This window comes from Microbacterium sp. NPDC090281 (assembly GCF_044769635.1).
GTDB lineage: Bacteria > Actinomycetota > Actinomycetes > Actinomycetales > Microbacteriaceae > Microbacterium.
Genome location: NZ_JBIVYH010000001.1, coordinates 1,083,913 through 1,102,602 on the forward strand (window position 1 = coordinate 1,083,913; position 18,690 = coordinate 1,102,602).

Here is an 18,690-nt window from a genome sequence, read left to right on the forward strand (position 1 = left end):
GCCGATCGCCACCGAGACGGTAGTGATCGCTCCATCCGCCCCCGTGCGGCGCACGACTTCGAGGTGGGTGGGCATCGTCCTCCTGATCGTCGGCGCAGCGCTCGTCCTCTCCTTCCCGACCATCGCCCCGAACCCGTACATCCTCTCGGCGGGCGTCGTGATCCTCAACTACGCCGTGCTGTCGACGGGGTGGAACTTCATGGGCGGCTTCACGGGATACATCTCCCTCGGGCATGCCGCGTACTTCGGGCTCGGCGCCTACGGCACGGGTCTGCTGATCAAGTTCCTCGACCTTCCCGGGTTCCTGGCCTGGATCCTCGCAGCCGTGCTCGTCGCGATCATCGCGATCCCGATCGGCATCGCCGCCCTCCGCGTGCGCGGCGCCTCGTTCGTGATCGTGTCCATCGCGTTCGTCCTGATCATGCTGCTGGTGTTCCAGAGCTGGCGCGACGTGACCGGCGGATCCGAGGGCCTGAACGTCCCGCGCCCGTTCGATGTGCTGCGGCCCGAGCATCACCGCATCTTCTACTACCTGTTCGCCGGCCTCCTGGCCGTAGCTCTCGTGGTGTGGTGGATCATCGACCGGTCCAAGTTCGGCACGGCGCTCAAGTCGATCCGCGAAGACGAGGACAAAGCGCAGGCACTCGGAGTGCCGACCACACGGTACAAGCTGATCGCCTACGTGCTGTCCGCGCTGTTCGTCTCGCTCGGCGGCGGACTCTACGCCCTCTGGTTCGGCGACCTGGATCCGATCTTCCAGTTCTCGATCCTGATCGGTTCGTACATGGTGCTCATGGCGCTGCTCGGAGGGGTGCGGAACCTCTTCGGGCCGTTGCTCGGAGCCGTCGTCGTCGGCGTCGCGCTCGAGTACTTCAAGCTCGAGTTCGGCGACACGCAGTTCCACCTCATCGCCACCGGCATCCTGCTCGGCATCGTCGTGCTCTTCATGCCCGACGGCATCATCCCGGCGGTGAAGGGCCTCTTCACCAGGTCATCGAATGCGGCCTCGATCCGCGAGGTGACTGCGGGGGAGCTGCTCGAACAGAACAAGACGCGAACAGCGGATGCCTCGTCGAAGGAGACGTCGTCATGAACGCCCCCACCGCACAGTCCACGACCACGCTCGAAAGTCTGAGCACCGTCTCGATGACGAAGTCGTTCGGCGGCGTCACGGCGGTCGACGGCGCGACGGTCACGTTCCAGGAGGGCAAGGTCAACGGCCTGATCGGGCCGAACGGCTCGGGCAAGACCACCTTCTTCAACTGCGTGACCGGCATGATCAAGCCGGACTCGGGAGAGGTGCGCTACCGAGGGCAGGCGATCACCCGCAAGTCGCCCGACCGCATCGCCCGCGCCGGCATCGGCCGCAGCTTCCAGCTGTGCCGGGTGTTCCCGCGCATGACGGTGATGGAGAACCTGCTCGTGGCGGTGCGCAGCCCGAGCATCTGGCATCAGCTCCGCTCGGCAGCAGACCCCGAGGAGCTGGAACGCGCGCGGGGCTGGCTGCGGCGCGTCGGCATCGACCACCTCGAGCACGCCGAGGCGCGCAACCTCAGCTACGGGCAGCAGAAGCTGCTGGAGCTGGCTGGCGTGCTCATGGGTGAGCCCGACACGATCATGCTCGACGAGCCGGCGGGAGGCGTGAACCCCGCTCTCATCGGACGCATCGCCACCCTGGTGCGCGAGCTCAACGAAGAGGGCAAGACGTTCATCATCGTCGAGCACAACATGGAGATGGTCATGAGCCTGTGCGATCACGTGGTGGTGTTCGACCGTGGGCGTCAGATCGCCGAGGGCACGCCTGCGATCATCCAGCAAGACCCCCGAGTCCTGGAGGCCTACCTTGGAGTCTGAAGCGAAGAACCTGCTCGAGCTGCGCGACATCGAGGCCGGCTACGGCCGTGCGGCGCTCGTGCTCCGCGGCCTCACGGTCGAGGTGCCGCCCGGATCGGTGGTCTGCCTCGTCGGGCCCAACGGCGCCGGCAAGTCGACCGTGCTCAAGGTCGCCAGCGGCATGCTCAAGCCGCGCTCCGGCAGCATCCGCGTCGACGGCCGCGACATCACCGGCGAAGGACCGCAGTCGATGCTGCGCCACGGGCTCGCGCACGTGCTGCAGGGTCACAGCGTCTTTCGCGAGATGACGGTCGGCGAGAACGTGATGCTCGGTGCCTTCACCCTCAAGGACCAGACGGTCATCCAGGAGCGCGTCGATTTCGTGCAGAACCTCTTCCCCATCGTGGGGGAGCGGTGGAAGCAGCTCGCGGGTCTGCTCTCGGGCGGTCAGCAGAAGCAGGTCGAGTTCGCGCGGTCGCTCATGGTCAGCCCCAAGGTGGTGCTGCTCGACGAGCCGTCGATGGGCCTCGACCCCAAGACGACCGAGAAGGTCTTCGAGCAGATCGTGCGGATGCGCGACGCCGGAACCGCCGTGCTGCTCGTGGAGCAGAATGCGCGGCGGGCCCTCGAGACCGCAGACATCGGGTGCGTCCTCGACCTCGGTCGGGTGCACATCTCGGGCCCCGCGTCCGAGCTGCTCGCGGATCCGACCCTCGCTGCGCTGTATCTCGGCGGCAAGCCCTCGGTAACCGACGCGGGGTGAACCTCCGGCGGGAGGAGGCGACGACGGCCTCCTCCCGCCTTTCTCGTCCATTCGACGAAAGCGCTTGCGAAAGCGTTTGCGTCCTGAGCCGCAGTTCCGTCCCACGCCTTCTCCGCTGCAGTGCCGCCCCGGAGAAGGGGCACGACCATCGGCACGACACCACACGACGACGACGTTGAGAGGTTTCTGATGCACGAACGAACCATGCGCCCCGCGAGCTCGAGCACTCGATCGGCCGCACCGCCTCCTCGATCCTTCGGCGTCCGACGAACGGGGGCGCTGGTCGCGGCGGTCGCCGTGGTCGGAGCCCTGCTGACCGCGACTCCCGCTGCCGCGGCGGAACCCTTCACCGAGCTGATCGACTTCGAGGGATACGAGCGCGTCGCCCTGAACGGTCAGGACGGATGGGCGGCGTCGGGGGCGCCTCGCGTGATCGCCGACCCGTTGAACGGCAACAATCAGGTCGTCGAATCCGTCGGGGGAGGGCAGCAGTCGTACCGTGCCATCCCCGCCATCGCAGAGGGAGACACCGGCACGCTGTTCTTCCGCTTCCTGCGCACCGGCAGCGTCGACACCTCGTTCGGACTCACGGATGTGGATGCACCGAACGACTACGTGAACAGTCGCGCCTACGTGAACAACCAGAACGACGACGTGCTGCGTGTCCGTGACGGCGGGGCCTTCAAGCCTGCCGGCGTGTGGTCGAAGGATGCCTGGCAGTGCGTGTGGATCGTCGCCGACAACGCGGCCGACAAGGTCACCGTGTACAGCCAGGGCGGCGCGTACGAGGAGCAGACCCGCCTCCCGGAGGGGACCGAGCAGCAGTTCGGCTTCCGTCAGGCCGTGAACGGCGCGCTCGACCGCTTCTTCTGGAAGAACGGTGCCACGAGCACAGGACGCCTGCTGCTCGACGACGTGGCCGTCGACAACACGGGGGAGAACCTGGCTATCGCGACAGGCAACCCGGGCGACTGCGCACCGGGTGGCACGGCGAACCAGCCGCTGCTCAACCCGCTGCCCGATCCCGCTCTCGCCGACCTCGGGATCGAGGTGACCGAGCTCGCGCAGCTTCCGGAGTCGCAGACGACCCCGGCCACCCAGGACCAGCGTCTCGTTCGGCACAACCGCATCACGCACCTCGACGAGGTGCCCGACGACTCCGGCCGGCTGATGGTGCCCGACAACAACGACATCCTCTATCTGGTCGACAAGGAATCGGGCGAATACGTCCCGTACCTCAACGTCCGGAACGAGTTCATCGACAACTTCCACAACAGCGCAGGGCTCGGCACGGGTCTCGGTTCCGCCGAGTTCCACCCCGACTTCGCCGAGAACGGGCTGTTCTACACCGTGCACACCGAGGGCGGCACGGCGCTGACGGAAGACACCCCGGACTTCCCCGCGTTCGGCACCACCGCGTTCCACAGTGTGATCACCGAGTGGAAGGCCGATGACCCGTCGGCTGCGACCTTCGCCGGTACGCACCGCGAGGTCATGCGCATCCCGTTCGCCGGACGTGTGCACACCGTGCAGCAGATCGCGTTCAACCCGACGGTGTCGGCCGGAGACGCCGATTACGGCAACCTCTACGTGCTCGTCGGCGACGGCGGGAACGGCGTCGGCAACGGCAACCCGCAGGACCTGGCGACTCCGCAGGGCAAGATCCTGCGAGTGAACCCCACCGGCGATGACAGTGAGAACGGCGCCTACGGCGTTCCGGACGACAACCCCTTCGTCGACGAGGCGGATGCGCTGCCCGAGATCTACGCCGTCGGCATGCGCGACCCGCACCGGATCAGTTGGGACCCCGAGGGCGACCACACCATGTACCTCGCCCACATCGGCGAATGGCAGGTCGAGTCGGTCTACGCCGTCGAGCCGGGAGACAACTTCGGCTGGTCGGTGCGCGAGGGCTCGTTCCTGGCCGAGAACCGACAGATCTTCCCGCTGCCGGAGGACGATGCCGAGAACGGCTTCACGTATCCGGTGGCCGCCTACGACCACAACCGCGATCCCGGGCAGACCGGAGACGCCGGCGTGGCCGTGAACGGCGGGTTCGTCTATCGCGGCGAGATTCCCGAGCTCCAGGGCCGCTACCTCTTCACGGATCTGGTGCGCGGCTGGGTGCTGTCCACCGACTCCGCGGAGATGGTGCGCAATGACGGTGACATCGCCGACCTCGCCACGATCGAGGAGCTGCGGGTCTTCGCCGACGGCGTGGAGACCACGTTCCAGGAGTTGGTCGGCGACAAGCGCGTCGACCTGCGGTTCGGCTCCGACGCCGACGGTGAGCTCTACCTCGTGTCGAAGGCGAACGGCAAGATCTGGAAGGTGACGGGCGCGCGCTCGGTCGATGAGCCGACCAACCCGTTCGTTCTCCCTGCGCTCGCACCGAACCTCGTCACGCACCACGACTTCGATCACCCGGATGCGGCGAAGCCGACGATCGAGCTCGATCAGGGTCGCTCCGGCACCCCCATCTCGCTGATCAACGGCGGGGTCGAGATGAGGGTCGCCGATCGCGCCTACCCGGGTGCGGGCGAGGCCCTCCAGACCCAGCAGATGAGTCCGCGGACCGCATCGAACGACGACTGGAAGGCCGGTGTCTACGATGCGGACGGCGTCGAGTCGCTCGACAGGTTCGCCGGCACCGACAAGGCCTCCGTCATGGGCTGGTTCAAGCCGACCGGCGATCACCCGGCCCTCAACTCCGGCACCGTGAATCCTGACGACGTGTACAACGCCATCGGTCTCGCCGGTGTGCTCACCGGCACCTCGGACGGGCACGCGGTGCGAGCGCTGCTCGAGGTCATCACCGTCGACGGCGAGCTCAAGCTCGTGGCGCTCGGGCGCCGCGTCGACGGTGCCGGCTCCTGGACGTTCGCGGCTGACCTGCCCTGGAACGAGATCCTCAAGAAGGGGCAGTGGGTGCATCTCGCGGCGACCTTCGACTTCGCCGCCGGCGAGATGAAGCTGTTCATGAACGGCGAGGAACTCGCGGGGAAGTACACCGCAGCGAACCCGTGGGGAGACGGATCGACCTCCGACACCGCACCGGCCGGCATCAAGATCGGCGGCAGCTTCCCGCAGAACACCAAGGAGGCCAATCCGTTCAACGGGCGGATGGACGACATCATGCTGCTCGACACGGTGCCGACGGCCGAACAGGTCGCCGCGCAGTACGCGCTCTACGCCGTGCCGCCCGTCGAACCGCCGGTGCCGCCCGCGTGCACGCCGGACGGCGAGACCCTCACCGACGTGATGTCGGAGGACGACTGGGCGCCGCGGACACCCGCCAAGTGGGACTTCCCCGGTGACGAGGTCGTGCTCACCGAGGCGGGGACGAACCCGAACGACGGGATCCGCCGTCCGTTTGAGTACGCCGTGCTCACCGAGGGCGAAGAGCTCGGCTCGTTCGACCTCACCGGCCAGGTGCGACTCGACGAGAAGGCATCGGTCAACAACCGCGACGTCATCATCGTCTTCGGGTGGAAGTCGGACACGGAGTATTACTACGCGCACCTCTCGCAGGACAACTCGATCTACCCGCACAACGGCATCTTCAAGGTGAACAAGGCCGACCGGGAGCGGATCGACGACCAGTGGGACGGTGCGGTCGGGGCGCCGCCCGCGGTCACGGACGAGGAGTGGCATGACGTGCGCGTGCTGCGCTGCGCCGACACGGGAGACATCGCCGTGTACGTCGACGGGCTCGACACCCCGCTGATGACCGCGAACGACAAGACCTTCCCCGAGGGGCGGGTGGGCTTCGGGTCCTTCGACAACTTCGGACGCCTCCGCGACCTCTCGGTCACGGCCGCTGCCGAGGACACCACCGCACCCGTCGCGGCCGTCAAGAGCGGGGCCGACTTCACGGTCGGACGCGATGGCATCTACAGCAAGGTGTCGTTCAAGCTGCAAGATGCCGGGAAGATCGATCGGCTGACGCTCAACGGCGGCGAGAAGGACCTGACGAACGATGTCTGGTCTGACCTGAACGCGGTGGTGCCGGGTGCGTTCGGGGCGGTGGAAGGGGCCAACACCCTGGTCGTGTACGACCTGGCCGGCAATGCCACCACCGTTCGATTCACGCTCGACGTCACCGCGCCCGCGGTCACGGTCAAGGAGGGCGGACAGTTCACCGTCGGGGCCGACGGCGCCTACAGCCTGGTCTCGTACAAGCTCAACGATGCGGGCAAGGTGGACCGGCTGACCCTCAACGGAGCGGGGAAGGATCTGACGGACAACGTCTGGTCGGACCTCAACTTCGTGAAGCCGGGAGCGTTCGGCGCCGTCGCCGGCGCGAACTCCCTGGTCGTCTACGACGTGGCGGGCAATGCCACGACCGTCCCGTTCACACTGACGGGCGTCAGCGGGTAGTCGAAGTCACTGGAAAGGCGGTCTCCGGGATGTTCTGCATCCCGGGGACCGCCTTCTGTGTCCCCTTCGAAGTCGGGACGATCGGCGGATGTCGGTGCGTCATCGAGCGAAGGGGGAGGGGGTGGCCTGGGCGCTGGGGAGAGCACGAGCCACCCACCTCCGCTGGCCGGGGAGCCAGCATTGCCGGTAGCGGGGAAGGCCGCTACCGAAATGAAGACAGTCCCCACCGTCTTCATGGACACCGGCCGGGGAGCCGGAGTCGTGGCAGCGGGGAAGCCGCTGCCAGGGTGGAGACAACCCCCCGTCTCCATTGAGACCATCAGACCAGCTGGGGAGGCGTTCCGACGCGGTTCCGCCTCGGCTCAGTATCGACGGCACTCGACTGACGTACCGGTCGGGCAGCAGCAAGTGGTCACCGGCCGATACGTAGGTGTCGGCGCGGATCTCGAGCGAACGTGCGCCACGGATTCGTCTTCAGCGATGCACGGACGCACCAGTGGAGGGTGAGAAGCACCGTCTGCTCCTCACCCTCCACTCCGATCCGGTTCCTCGTCAGCCCTTTCTCGTCGGTGTGGCGGTGTCTTCGGAGAAATCGTCCTCGTCGTTGTACTTGCGTCCCTTGGGGACGGTCGCGACGATCGAGATGACCGCGATCACGAGGAAGATCAGGTTGACTCCGCACGCGACCATCGCCGCTTCGCGCACGGCAATGTTCGCCTGCTCCCCTTGGAAGCTGACCAGATCACGCAGCCACGCCACGCCACCCGCATCCGTGATCGAGGTGAAGATCGTCAGCGAGATCGCCGCACCGATGGCGGCGCCAAGGGACGAAGCCATCTTGTAGATACCTGCACCCGATCCGGACTGACTCGGGGGAAGGTTCGAGAGAGCGGCGTCGGTCGACGGTGTGGCGTAGAAGGCCAGACCGACGCCGAAGAGCGTGTAGCCGATCACCGCGAGGATCTCGTACTGTCCGAGCAGGAGATTGGTCGGCATGAGCAGGATGGCGGTCACGGCCACGACGAGCGTGCCCCAGATCATCGGCTTGCGTGGTCCGAATCGGCGCAGCATCTTCTCGCCTACGCGGATCAGGGCGATGACCGAGATCGCGTACCCGAGGGTGAGCATGCTGGCCTGCAGAGAACCGAGCCCGTTCGGTTCCGCGGCTCGGAACAACTGCTGCGACACGAGCAGCAGGCCGATCGTCATGTTGAGGATGAAGTTCGACAGGGTTGCGCCGGTGAAGGTGACGTTCTTGAACAGTGCCAGGTCGATGAACGGGTTCTCCGTGTTGCGGCGCTCGATGAGGAAGAACGCCACGGCGGCGACCACTAGGACGAGCACCAGCATGAGCATCACGGGCGTCGTCCAGCCGATCTGGCGACCGAACGTGATGATGATCATCAGCGCCAGCGTCATGACCATGAACGAGGAGAGGCCGGGGACGTCGAACTTCTTGTGACCGGTTGCCGGCGCTTTGCTCTCGGGTGTCCCCCACATGAGGGCGGTCGAGATCAGCGACACGATGATCGACGCGATGAAGATCCAACGCCAGTTCTGCTCGGCTAGAAGCCCGCCGACGATCGCGGAGAGTCCAGACCCGCCCCACGAGCCGATCGACCACATCGACACGGCGCGCTGGCGCCCTGGGCCTTCCCAGTAGGTGCGAACGAGCGCCATCGTTGCGGGCATGACGAGCGCGGCGGAGAAACCCTGCAGGGCACGACCGCTGAGCATCAGCGGGAGGGCGACGGAACCAGCCGCCGACACCACCAGCAGCGAGCCGACGATGCCGATGATGTTGCCGGCGATCGCGATCTTCACTCGGCCGATCCGATCGGCGACCCCACCCATCAGCACGATGAAGAGTCCCGAGAACAGGGCGGTTATCGAGACCGCCAGGTTCATCTGGTCCGGGGTGATGTAGGTCTGGTCCGTGTTGATGTCCGCCAGGACCTCCTGCGCGACTGTGCCCATCGAACCGGCGAACAGCCAGAACGTGAAGACGCCGAGGACGATGCCGGTCAGGAGCTTGGTGGTGCCGCGGTATCCGGTCACTGGAGCCATGTCGGTGCTCATCGGGTCGCCTCCCCTTCAGCCTCCGCGAGGTATGCCAAGGCAGCGACCACGAGCGCCTCAGTGCCGGTGCTCAGGGTCGGTCGCATCGTGGGCGCGAACAACGGCGAGTGGTTCGGTGGCGCGTCGACCCCCGGCGGGAACCCGCCGAGGCCCCAGTAGGTGTATGGAACCCCGAACGCATCCGGGATCCGGCTGAAGTCCTCGCTGGCCGCCAGCGGCGCCAGCACGCCGATCTTGTCGTCGCCCAGCCGGTTGCGAAGCGCGTCCGTGACCTTCTGCGTGGTCGCCGGGTCGTTGTCGGTCAAGGGGAACTGGTCGTAGTACGTGAACTCGGGTTCGCTCGGACAGCCCGACGCGGCGCATTCGCCGCGAACGATCCGCTCGATCGCTGCGACGATCTTGTTCCTCGTCTCGGACGAGTACGCCCGCGTGTTGACGAGAAGCTCCGCCCGGTCGGAGATCACGTTGCTCTTCAACCCCGCATGCACCGCTCCGACGGTGACGACGGCTCGCTCTCCGGGAGGCAGTTCGCGCGACACGATGCCCTGCAGCCGCTGGATCACCGCAGCGGCCACGAGAACCGGGTCGATACCGAGGTGCGGCATAGCCCCGTGCGAGCCCACTCCGTGGATGGTGATGCGGATGCTGTCAGCGCACGCCAGGCTGGGGCCGGCAACGGTGACGACGCTTCCCGCTTCATGTCCGAGAACGTGCTGCGCGAGAGCCACGTCCGGGCGAGGCAGGATATCGCGCAACCCCGCATCGAGCATCGCCTGTGCGCCTGCCGCGGTCTCTTCTGCCGGTTGGAACAGCGCGATGAGGGTCCCCGTCCAGGCGTCGCGGTTCTCAGCCATCAAGCGGGCCGCGCCGAGCAGCGCGGTGACGTGCACGTCGTGTCCGCACGCGTGCATCACGCCGACGGCGTTTCCGTCGTCATCCACAGTCGTGACGGTGGAAGCGTAGGGCAGGCTGGTCCGTTCGATGACCGGCAGGGCGTCCATGTCCGCCCGCAGGAGCACGCGAGGTCCTGATCCGTTCGTGAGGATCCCGACGATTCCGCCTCCGACGTGATGCGTCTTGTACCCGAACTCCAGAAGCTGGCGTGCGATCACCTGGCTCGTACGTTTTTCGTGCGAGCTGAGTTCGGGGTTGCGATGGAAGTCCAGGTAGAGCAGTTCTTGCCAGTCTCGGATCGCTGCGAGTTCAGCGAGAACTCTGTCCGCGGGTGTCATCGTTCGTGACCTTTCGTGGTGGTCGAGCCGCTCTATCCGGGCGGGCTCATTCAAACGCCGGCTACTTTTGGTGGCTGGCGACCCGGAATGGGCTCCGGGTACTCATCACGCTAAATATCTACGGCTCCCGCCCGAGCCGAATGCGGAATTCGACGTCAGACTGAGTTCACGATGAAGAAAGATGCTCTCGATGCGTTGGATTTAAGGCTGATCAACGCTCTTCAGACCCGTCCTCGGGCGTCGTGGAGTTCTCTCGCCCGCGCGCTCGGCTCCAGCGACGCGACATTGGCTCGCCGATGGCAGATTCTCAACGAGGCCGGGGCCGCCTGGATGACGGTTGCACCGAACCTGTCGCTCGGACACGGTGCGCTCGCGATGGGCATGGCTCTGGTGGAAGTCCGCGTCAAATCCGGATGCCTGACGAGCACAGCTGCAACTCTCTCCACACATCCCGAGATCGCGACAATCGAACTCGCCGCCGGGGCGCGAAGCCTCATGCTCACCGTGATCGCAGGCAGCCCGCATGCGCTGTCCGAGTTCCTTCTCGACGCCCTCGACACGCACGAGTCAATCGAAGGCATCCGCTCCTACCCAGCCAGCTGGACCTATCGCGATGCGAGTCGATGGCGCGTGTTCGCCGGCGCCGCCAGCGAACAGCATGATCGACGAGCGAGACCCGCTAGCCGCATTCGCCCGCAGCTCCCACAACGGGACCTGGCTGAGGCGATCGCAACGGTCCTCGCGCACGACGGTCGTGCCACAGCACACGATGTCGCCAGGCAACTCGACATCGGCATCCGGGCCTCACGCAGCGCCCTCGGACAGCTCGTCGAATCAGGAGAACTACGCTTCCGCACCGAGGTCGCACGGCCGCTCTCGGGGTGGCCGTTCTGCGCATGGTTCCTCATTTCCTCCTCCGCAGCTCATCGAGAGCGTGATGTGCAGACCCTGGTTGCCATGCCGGAGTGCCGCGCGGTGATGCATACCATCGGTCCGTTCGATCTCGCCGCGGTGACCTGGCTGCGTGATCTCACGGACGTCGATGTGGTCGAGGGCGCGATCGAGGAGAGCACACCCGCAGCGAGGATCCACGACAGGGTGCTCGTGCTGCGAACGGTGAAGCTCATGGGGCGCGTGCTGGATTCGGACGGGCGCGGCCTCACTCACGTTCCGTTACCGGCACACCTCAATCTGCAACATTGACGCGGTGGGCGGTATCTCGGTGGAGCCGAGATACCGCCCACCGACATCTTCAGGACGCTGTGGTCCGCCGCGTGATCGCGAGCGAACGCAGTGCCCAGCCGAACAGGATGGAAAGCACGCCGATCCCCATGGCGAATGCAGCGACTCCGAACGACACGACAGACGTGAAGAGCGAGGCTCGCAGGAACGATGCATTCATCACTGTCGCGCGGATCGGGTCATCTGAAGCCAGCTCTGAGTATGTGCTGCCGCCGGAGGCCTCGAGTGCGTGATGCTGGATGATGTCAGCCTGGACGAAGGCGGTGAAGGGACCGGCGACCGTCTGGCCCTGGAAGGCGATCGCGTCGTCCGGAATCGTGATGTTCTCGGCACGCAGTTGAGTCGACACCATGACCCAGACGACGAGGCCGACGACGATCAAAGCGATCCCGCCGACGATTCCGAGGATCCCCACGATCTTGACGCCCTTCGCTCTGTTGGACGGCGCGACGGGATTCTCAGCGGAGTGGTTGCTTTCGGACACGAGGAGCCCTCTTTCTTCGGAATGAACGCCATCACCGTACGCACGTTTCGCATCGTCATGCCGTCTCAGCGGCCAGAGATATCCGCGTCGGGCGGCCATCTCCGGCACGGCGCTCTGCCGTGGGACGAGGCGAATCACGATCCGGCACGTACTGAATCAGCGGCGGCCCACTCCTCAGAGCGGCACAGTCGCCCGCCCGCCTGGTTGCACCCCGCACCCCGCACCCCGCGGCCTACTGAAGGCCTCCTGACCCTCCCCGGCAGGCGCTCAAGATGACCACTGCAATCAAGCCCAGGGAGTGCGGCAAATGGGGCTGATCGCGGTTCGGCGCCGTGACGCAAGGGTGGAGTGATTGGTGCACGGTCCGCCGATCTGGGGGAAAGCACATCGCGAGCCGTGCCCATCGACAACTGCGGCTGATCCTCCACTCGGCCGCCGAAGTAAGGAAGAAAATGAGAAACGCCAAGACCGGCCGCTTCGCGCTGAGCGCAGGCGCCGTCGCCATCCTGGCCGTAGGTCTGTTCGGGGCCCCGCTCGCCGCAACTGCGGCTGAGACCGATGCGCTCGACATCACCGTCACGCCCACCTCCGAGTGGGCGAATGGTGACGAGCAGATCGTCAGCATCGCCGCCGCGAACAACACCGACGCAGATGGATCCGTCGAACTGGTCGTCGACACCACCGGCGTCATCGGCACCGAATGGGACGCGAGCATCCTCGGTCACACCTCCGTACCCGTGACGGCGACCGTCGACGGCACCGAGATCCCTCTGACCTACACGAGCGAATCGGGCACTCTCGACAAGACGCTGAGCTTCGAGGTTCCCGCCGGCAAGACGGCGATCGTGTCGGCTCCGATCACGATGCGGTCTTGGACCGTTGACGCGCACACCGAGTCGTTCGCGGTCACCGGCAGCACGATCACGACCAGCGCCGGAACAGAGAACGGCAACTGCCAGACCGGCGGCGAGTCGGGCTGTGCGGCGAGCTGGGCTCTGCCCCAGACGTTCCTGTCAGAGGTCACCCTCGCCAGCAGCCCAGCGACCGGGAGCACGGTGCAGGCCGGTGACACGATCACCTACACGCTGACCGCCCTCACGCACGCATACAACGGCAATGAGTCCGTCATTGCGGCGGCCGACCTCAGCGACCTGTTCGCGAACGCGACGCTCGTCGATGGCTCCCTCACCTCCACCAGCGGTGTCGCCAGCATCGACTCGGATGACCGCTTGAACTGGACCACCGGCGAGCTCGATTCCGCCGGCCTCGGTGACAACGGCTCCGGCGACCCCGTGACCGCGACCTTCCAGGTCACCGTCCACGACGATGCCGCAACGGGCTCTTCGCTGACCGCGATCGCCGGCGGTTACGGCACGCACCCCCTGTTCGCCCCCCGTGAGATCGCAGCGGCGATGGACCCCGAGACCGGTGTCATCACCCCGACGGCCGCGGCCACGAGCACCGTCACCGTCGTCGCCTCGGACGTCGTGCCCGCTCCGGCGATCACCGTGAGCGCTGTCGACGACCAGATCAACACCGTCGGTGACGACGTGTCCGTGCAGGTTCAGGCGACGTCGAGCGACTCGTCCACGCTGACCTACTCCGCGAGCAACCTCCCCGAGGGCGTGACCATCGACGCCGCGACCGGCGTGATCTCGGGAACCCCGACCACGTCTGGCGACTACACCGTCACGGTCTCGGCTTCGTCCGACACGGTCGCGGCTGTCGACACGACGTTCGATTGGACCGTCAACGCGACGGTCGTCCCGGCACCGGACGACAACGGCACCGGTAGCAACACCGACACCGGTGCGACGACCGCGGGTGGACCCTCCGTCCACACCGGTGGCGTCGTCGACGCCGATGGCGGTTCGGTTGCTCCGTGGCTCGTCGGCGGATCCGCGCTGTTCGCACTGCTGGCCGCTGCTGCCGGTGTGATCGGCTTCCGCAAGGTCCGCGCCCAGCGCAGCTGAGAACCTCTTCCGTGAAGTCGGTCCCGTCGTCTCCCGACGACGCGGGCCGGCTTCTCGGTGCGAGCCGATCCTCACAGGCTCGCCAATGTGATCGAACCCTCTGGACAAACTGGTTGACATGAACACTTCGCTCGCATCGCCATCACCCGGCGGTCCTGACTCTTCCCCTGGCCGACGGGGACGCCGCACCGCGCTCGTCTGGGTCGCGTGCGCTGTCGGCCTGGTCATCGTCGCAGCGACCCTGTGGCTGGCCTCGGGCGCGTGGGCGCCCTCGTCTGCGGCGACCTCGTCGACGCTCGACATGGATGGCAATGCGGTGGTGCTCGAAGACCCGATCGAGGATCCGCAGGCACTCGCCCTGATGGATGTCGTCGAAGACGAGGGCACGCGCTTCAGGGTTCCGTCCGTGGGATTGGATGTGCCGCTCGGCGGGCTCGATATGGTCGACGGGGAGATCACTCCTCCCGGCTTCACCTCGGCGTACACGGTGCGCAATCTGGGGACGCCGGCGGATCCCGCTGTGGGCAGCACCTACGTCGTCATGCACTCGATTCCGGATCCAGGTGTCGCTCCGGGCAACTATCTGATCGACGTCGCCGACGGTCGCGCCGCAGTGCAGGCCGGCGAACAGGTTCAGGTGGGCGAGGCGATATATGCGATCGACTCGTCGTATTCCGTGGACAAGACGGAGCTCTCCGAGCGATCCGCGCTGTGGGAGGACCGTCCAGGACGGCTCGTCATCATCACCTGTCAGCAGCTCCCGTCCGGCGAACGCTCGGTGCAGAACACGGTGATCGAAGCTCATCTCGTTGTCCCCTGACTCCCGCCCGGGGTCGCGGACCTACCGGTCCCTCGCTTCTTCGGCCCTACCAGGCCAGACTGAGCGCATGTTCGGCAATCAGATCGCCCTCACCGATGCGGTCGCCTATATCCGCTCCGGTGTCGACGTCGTCGTCTACGGGCGGCCAGGAAACGGGCGCACGACATTCGTGCGACGTCTCCAGGAGGTGCTGCGAGCGAGCGGCCACACGGCTCTCCTCCTCGCGGGGACGCCGGGGCTGAAGGGTGTGCCGCTGGGAGGACTGTCGGCGTACTTCAGTGATTCGACGCAGGCGTCGCGCGTGCCTGACGTCGGTGGGTACGCGCAGCGCCTCGTCAAGGAAGCAGCAAAGGGCGAGTTCGTCCTCCTCGTCGATGACGCCGATCACTTGGACGACGCATCGTGGGGGGTCATCCGTGCCGCGCAGCATCAGGCGATGTTCCCCATCGTGACGACCCACCGTCGCGTCAAGGAAGTGCTGCAGGGAGCACGGAATCCCCACCTCGGACGGGCCTACCAACTGCGCCTGCAGCCGTTGCGGCTGGATGAACTCGAGGGTCTGCTGGAACAGCGCGCAGACGCGGCGATCGACCCGGCGACGTTGAGCCGTATCTTCGGAAAGTCCGGAGGGCTCGCCGGACTCGCCATCGGCATCTGGGAAGTCGGCATCCAGGAGGGGCAATTGGCTCTCGTGGACGGCGTATGGATAGCGCAGAGCGAATTGTGGAGCCCGGCGCTCGGACGCCTCGTGGAACGTCACATCGGGCCTTTGCGGCGACGGGAGAGGGAAGCGCTCGAACGACTGAGCCTCGGTGGTCCGCTCGACCTCGACAGCACCGTCTCTCTTCTCGGTGCGGCTCTCGTCGAGAAGCTCGAGGAGAAAGCACTCCTCACGTTCGAGTCGGTCAACGGCGAGCAGCGTTCGGCAGTGGCACCGCCCCTCATCGCCGAGTACTTCCGACACCTCGGGCTCCCGGCCCGCGCCGCTCGGTTGTCCCGAGGGCACGAGGGATACATCGGGGTCGACTCGCTCATGGCCGGTGTCACCGACGTCGCCGACCTCCGCGCCGCGCAACCGGATGCGATGTTCGTCCGCGCCGTGCAGGACGCGGCGCGCGCACGACTCGTTCACGCCCGTGTTGAGTGGGAGCAGGAACCGAGCGCGGAGAATGCCTTCACCTATCTGCTCGCGCTGGGCTCCGGGGATCTTGCCCCGCGAGAGGTCCGCTCGATCCTCAGCCGCACGGTTCATGGTGATGACCTGATGCCCAGCATCCGGTTGCTGGGGTGGCATTCGGCCTGGCTTGCCGGCCGGGGCAATGTCGCACAGGCGAAAGAGCTGCTGCGCGACGGGGAGCAGGCTGCAGGGAAGTTCCGCCCAGCCCTGCAGGCGGCGCGGATGCGCCTCGAGGTGCTGTACGAGGGACACGATGGCGACATCCGTGACGAGGTGGCTCCTCCCGTCGGTCTCCCCGATGACGTGCGCGGTTCCGTCCACGTGATCCGCGCCGCCGGCCTGCTCATCGCCGGGCGGATCATGGCGGCGGAGGAAGAGCTCGCCGAAGTCGATCCCCACAGTCTGGGGGCGGACTGGGCAGACCACGAGAGCATCCGCGGCCTGGTGCGCCTGGCGAAGGGCGAGCACTCCCAAGCCACTCTCCTCGCATACAGTGCCCTGGACCATGCGCGCGCCTCCGCCGATGCGACGGCCGTGCGCACGACCGCCTACTTCGCGGCCTTGTGCCAGCTGATCCGCGGCGACTATCGGGAAGCCACCACCCTGGTGGAGACGGCGCTCGCCGTCGGAACTCCGAACTCGAACGCCCCGACATCCCTTCTGGGAGCGCTGTGCATCGGAAGCATCGTGGCCGGACGCACCGGGAACCCCGGACTCGCTCAGACGAGACTCGATCAGGCCGAACGCCTCGTGATCTCGGACGGGCCGTTTCCCGCCATGTCGACGAGCTGGCCACGAAGTCAGATTCAACTCGCCGCCGGACGCGCCGATGCCGCACGGCAGGAACTACTCGAAGGAGCCGAGCGACTCTGGCGCCGCGGTGCGCGGTGGAATGCAGTGCTGGTGCACCTGATCGAGTTGGAGTTGTGGCCGGATCCTGAGCGATTCGAAGATCTCCGCCCACGCCTCGACGCTGTGGAGGGGGAGTTCGTCGGCGCGCTGCGCACGTACGTGGAGGCTCTCGTCACGAAGAACCCGACACAGTTGGAGGAATCGGCACCGCGGCTCCTGCGGACCGGACGTGCCGGTTTCGCCGTCAATGCCTACGATCGTGCGGCGCAGCTCTTCGAAGACGTCGGCCATGCCGAGGACGCGGAGCGAGCGCGCCGTGCGGGCGAGGAACTCATCGCCGGTCTCGAACCGGGTACGTTCGACGCTGCACGTTTCCGCAGCGCAGACATCCTGTTGACGAAGCGTGAGATCCAACTGGCGCGCCTGGCGGCGATGGGCTGGTCGAACCAGCAGATCGCCACGGAGCTGGTGCTGAGCGTGCGCACAGTCGAGAGCCATCTGCACCGCATCATGAAGAAGACCGCGACCACGAGCCGCCGCGATCTCGCTGAGTACCTTCCGGACAGGTCGGAGTAATGTCCTGCGTCGATAGCCGGCACCGCGCTCGCAGCGCGGCCGACGCTACCCGGAGTACGGGCGCACGCAGGTGTCCTGTGCCGCGCTCTGCCCGTCGATGTTCTCCGGCAGGCTCTCGGGCTCCGTCGTCGTCGGTTCTTCGGTGTCGGCAGACGGCGGGGCGGACGGCTCGGACAACTCGCTCCCACGGCCCGTGTGGTCGGCACTGATGTTCACCGTCTCGCCCGACTTCACCCGCCCCATCAGAGCGGCGGCGGCCTGCTCGTCGGGGACGACGCGGTCGCCGGCGGGAAGGTGCGGGTACGACACGAACGCGATGTTCTCCAGGGGCAGGTCGCTGAAGACCTTCGCCATGGATGCGAGTGTTCCGAGGTCTGCGAGCGGCGTGGACAGCGTCATGTTCCGCGTCGCGGCATCGGCGATCCCGAACAGCTTCACCGGATCGGTCAGGGTCGACTGGTCGCGCAGCGTTCGCACGAGAGATGAGAGGAACACCTGCTGGGTCGAGATGCGGGCGAGATCGCTCCCGTCACCGATGCCGTAGCGGGAGCGCAGGAGCGCCAGAGCCTGTTCGCCGCTGAGGTCGTAGGTTCCCGCTTCCGGGATCTCCAGCCCGGAGTGCCGATCGTGGATGGGGCCGGCGAAGCAGATGGGCACGCCCCCGACCGCATTGGAGGCGTCGATGACCCCGGTGAAGCTGATCTCCGCCGCGTAGGCGAGGTCGATTCCGGTGAGCGCCGTGACCGTCGACGCGACGCACCCCAGCCCTCCGCGGGCGAGCGATTCGTTGAACTGAACCCGGTGACCGGCATCCCAGGTCTTCCCGGTGTCGGGGTCGGTGCACGAGGGCATATCGACGAGCAGGTCGCGGGGAAAGGAGATCACAGTGGCCGCGTCGTGCGACTCGTTCACGTGCAGCAGCAGGGTGACGTCGTTCCGGCTGCCTTCGACGTCACCGCCCTCGCCGTACTGGGCGCCCTGCCCTGCACGACCGTCTGATCCGACGAGCAGCACGTCGAATTCGCCGTCGAAGTCTGCGACGGAGGGAGGCTCGTCGGTGTGTGCGGGGTGCAGCTCGACCGTGGTGACGTTCTGCGAGAGTCGGATCGCTGCGACGGCGACCGTCCCTCCACCGATGACAAGGATGGCGACCGCGGTCAGAGTGAGGAAGCGCCGCAGCCGTCGTCGGCGCAGCCTGCTCGGGGCAGCGGGCGGGGGAAGACTCATGGGAAGACCTCTCGACATCGGCGAGCAGCCAGTGTCGACGACGAATGTCACA

At 66.6% G+C, this 18,690-nt stretch carries 12 protein-coding genes; 8 read left to right on the plus strand and 4 right to left on the minus strand.

All coding sequences use genetic code 11. The features are described 5' to 3' along the window. The first annotated feature begins 67 nt into the window (after positions 1 to 67). The 4 genes from ACIQTX_RS05165 to ACIQTX_RS05180 all read left to right on the plus strand — a co-directional run bounded on the left by ACIQTX_RS05165 (position 68) and on the right by ACIQTX_RS05180 (position 6,976). Positions 68 to 1,093 carry a branched-chain amino acid ABC transporter permease gene (locus ACIQTX_RS05165; protein WP_028502636.1) on the plus strand — a complete coding sequence of 342 codons (1,026 nt, stop codon included), beginning with the start codon at positions 68 to 70 and terminating at the stop codon, positions 1,091 to 1,093. Then, positions 1,090 to 1,854, plus strand: a complete 765-nt coding sequence (locus tag ACIQTX_RS05170; protein WP_402969741.1) for an ABC transporter ATP-binding protein — start codon at positions 1,090 to 1,092, stop codon at positions 1,852 to 1,854. The genes ACIQTX_RS05165 and ACIQTX_RS05170 overlap by 4 nt, the downstream gene beginning before the upstream one ends. Then, on the plus strand, positions 1,844 to 2,596 hold the full coding sequence (locus ACIQTX_RS05175; protein ID WP_402969744.1) for an ABC transporter ATP-binding protein: 753 nt from the start codon (positions 1,844 to 1,846) through the stop codon (positions 2,594 to 2,596). Before ACIQTX_RS05170 ends, ACIQTX_RS05175 begins: the two co-directional genes overlap by 11 nt. Positions 2,597 to 2,785: 189 nt before the next feature. Continuing rightward, a complete protein-coding gene (locus tag ACIQTX_RS05180) occupies positions 2,786 to 6,976 on the plus strand; it encodes a PQQ-dependent sugar dehydrogenase (protein ID WP_402969747.1) in 4,191 nt (1,396 codons plus the stop codon). A gap of 552 nt (positions 6,977 to 7,528) precedes the next feature. Here ACIQTX_RS05180 and ACIQTX_RS05185 read toward each other — a convergent pair. Continuing rightward, positions 7,529 to 9,055 (minus strand): MFS transporter, encoded by a 1,527-nt coding sequence (locus ACIQTX_RS05185; protein WP_402969750.1) that lies wholly within the window; start codon positions 9,053 to 9,055, stop codon positions 7,529 to 7,531. Next, positions 9,052 to 10,287, minus strand: a complete 1,236-nt coding sequence (locus ACIQTX_RS05190) for an amidohydrolase (protein WP_402969753.1) — start codon at positions 10,285 to 10,287, stop codon at positions 9,052 to 9,054. Before ACIQTX_RS05190 ends, ACIQTX_RS05185 begins: the two co-directional genes overlap by 4 nt. A gap of 171 nt (positions 10,288 to 10,458) precedes the next feature. On the opposite strand from ACIQTX_RS05190, the gene ACIQTX_RS05195 reads away from it, so the two are divergent. After that, positions 10,459 to 11,490: an AsnC family transcriptional regulator gene (locus tag ACIQTX_RS05195; protein WP_402969756.1), complete on the plus strand. Its 1,032-nt coding sequence runs from the start codon at positions 10,459 to 10,461 to the stop codon at positions 11,488 to 11,490. 49 nt (positions 11,491 to 11,539) lie between these two features. Here the strand turns inward: ACIQTX_RS05195 and ACIQTX_RS05200 are convergent, their stop codons facing one another. Continuing rightward, complete coding sequence (locus ACIQTX_RS05200) at positions 11,540 to 12,013, minus strand: aromatic ring-opening dioxygenase LigA (protein ID WP_402969759.1); 474 nt, start codon at positions 12,011 to 12,013, stop codon at positions 11,540 to 11,542. Positions 12,014 to 12,465: 452 nt separating this feature from the next. Here ACIQTX_RS05200 and ACIQTX_RS05205 point away from each other — a divergent pair, with 452 nt between their 5' ends. From ACIQTX_RS05205 to ACIQTX_RS05215, 3 genes are all read left to right on the plus strand, one after another. Then, on the plus strand, positions 12,466 to 13,986 hold the full coding sequence (locus ACIQTX_RS05205; RefSeq protein ID WP_402969762.1) for a putative Ig domain-containing protein: 1,521 nt from the start codon (positions 12,466 to 12,468) through the stop codon (positions 13,984 to 13,986). A gap of 118 nt (positions 13,987 to 14,104) precedes the next feature. After that, on the plus strand, positions 14,105 to 14,806 hold the full coding sequence (locus ACIQTX_RS05210) for a class F sortase (RefSeq protein ID WP_402969765.1): 702 nt from the start codon (positions 14,105 to 14,107) through the stop codon (positions 14,804 to 14,806). A gap of 67 nt (positions 14,807 to 14,873) precedes the next feature. Next, positions 14,874 to 17,411: a LuxR C-terminal-related transcriptional regulator gene (locus ACIQTX_RS05215; protein WP_402969768.1), complete on the plus strand. Its 2,538-nt coding sequence runs from the start codon at positions 14,874 to 14,876 to the stop codon at positions 17,409 to 17,411. 45 nt (positions 17,412 to 17,456) lie between these two features. Here ACIQTX_RS05215 and ACIQTX_RS05220 read toward each other — a convergent pair whose 3' ends face one another. Continuing rightward, positions 17,457 to 18,638: an LCP family protein gene (locus ACIQTX_RS05220; protein ID WP_402969771.1), complete on the minus strand. Its 1,182-nt coding sequence runs from the start codon at positions 18,636 to 18,638 to the stop codon at positions 17,457 to 17,459. Between the last annotated feature and the right edge of the window lie 52 nt (positions 18,639 to 18,690).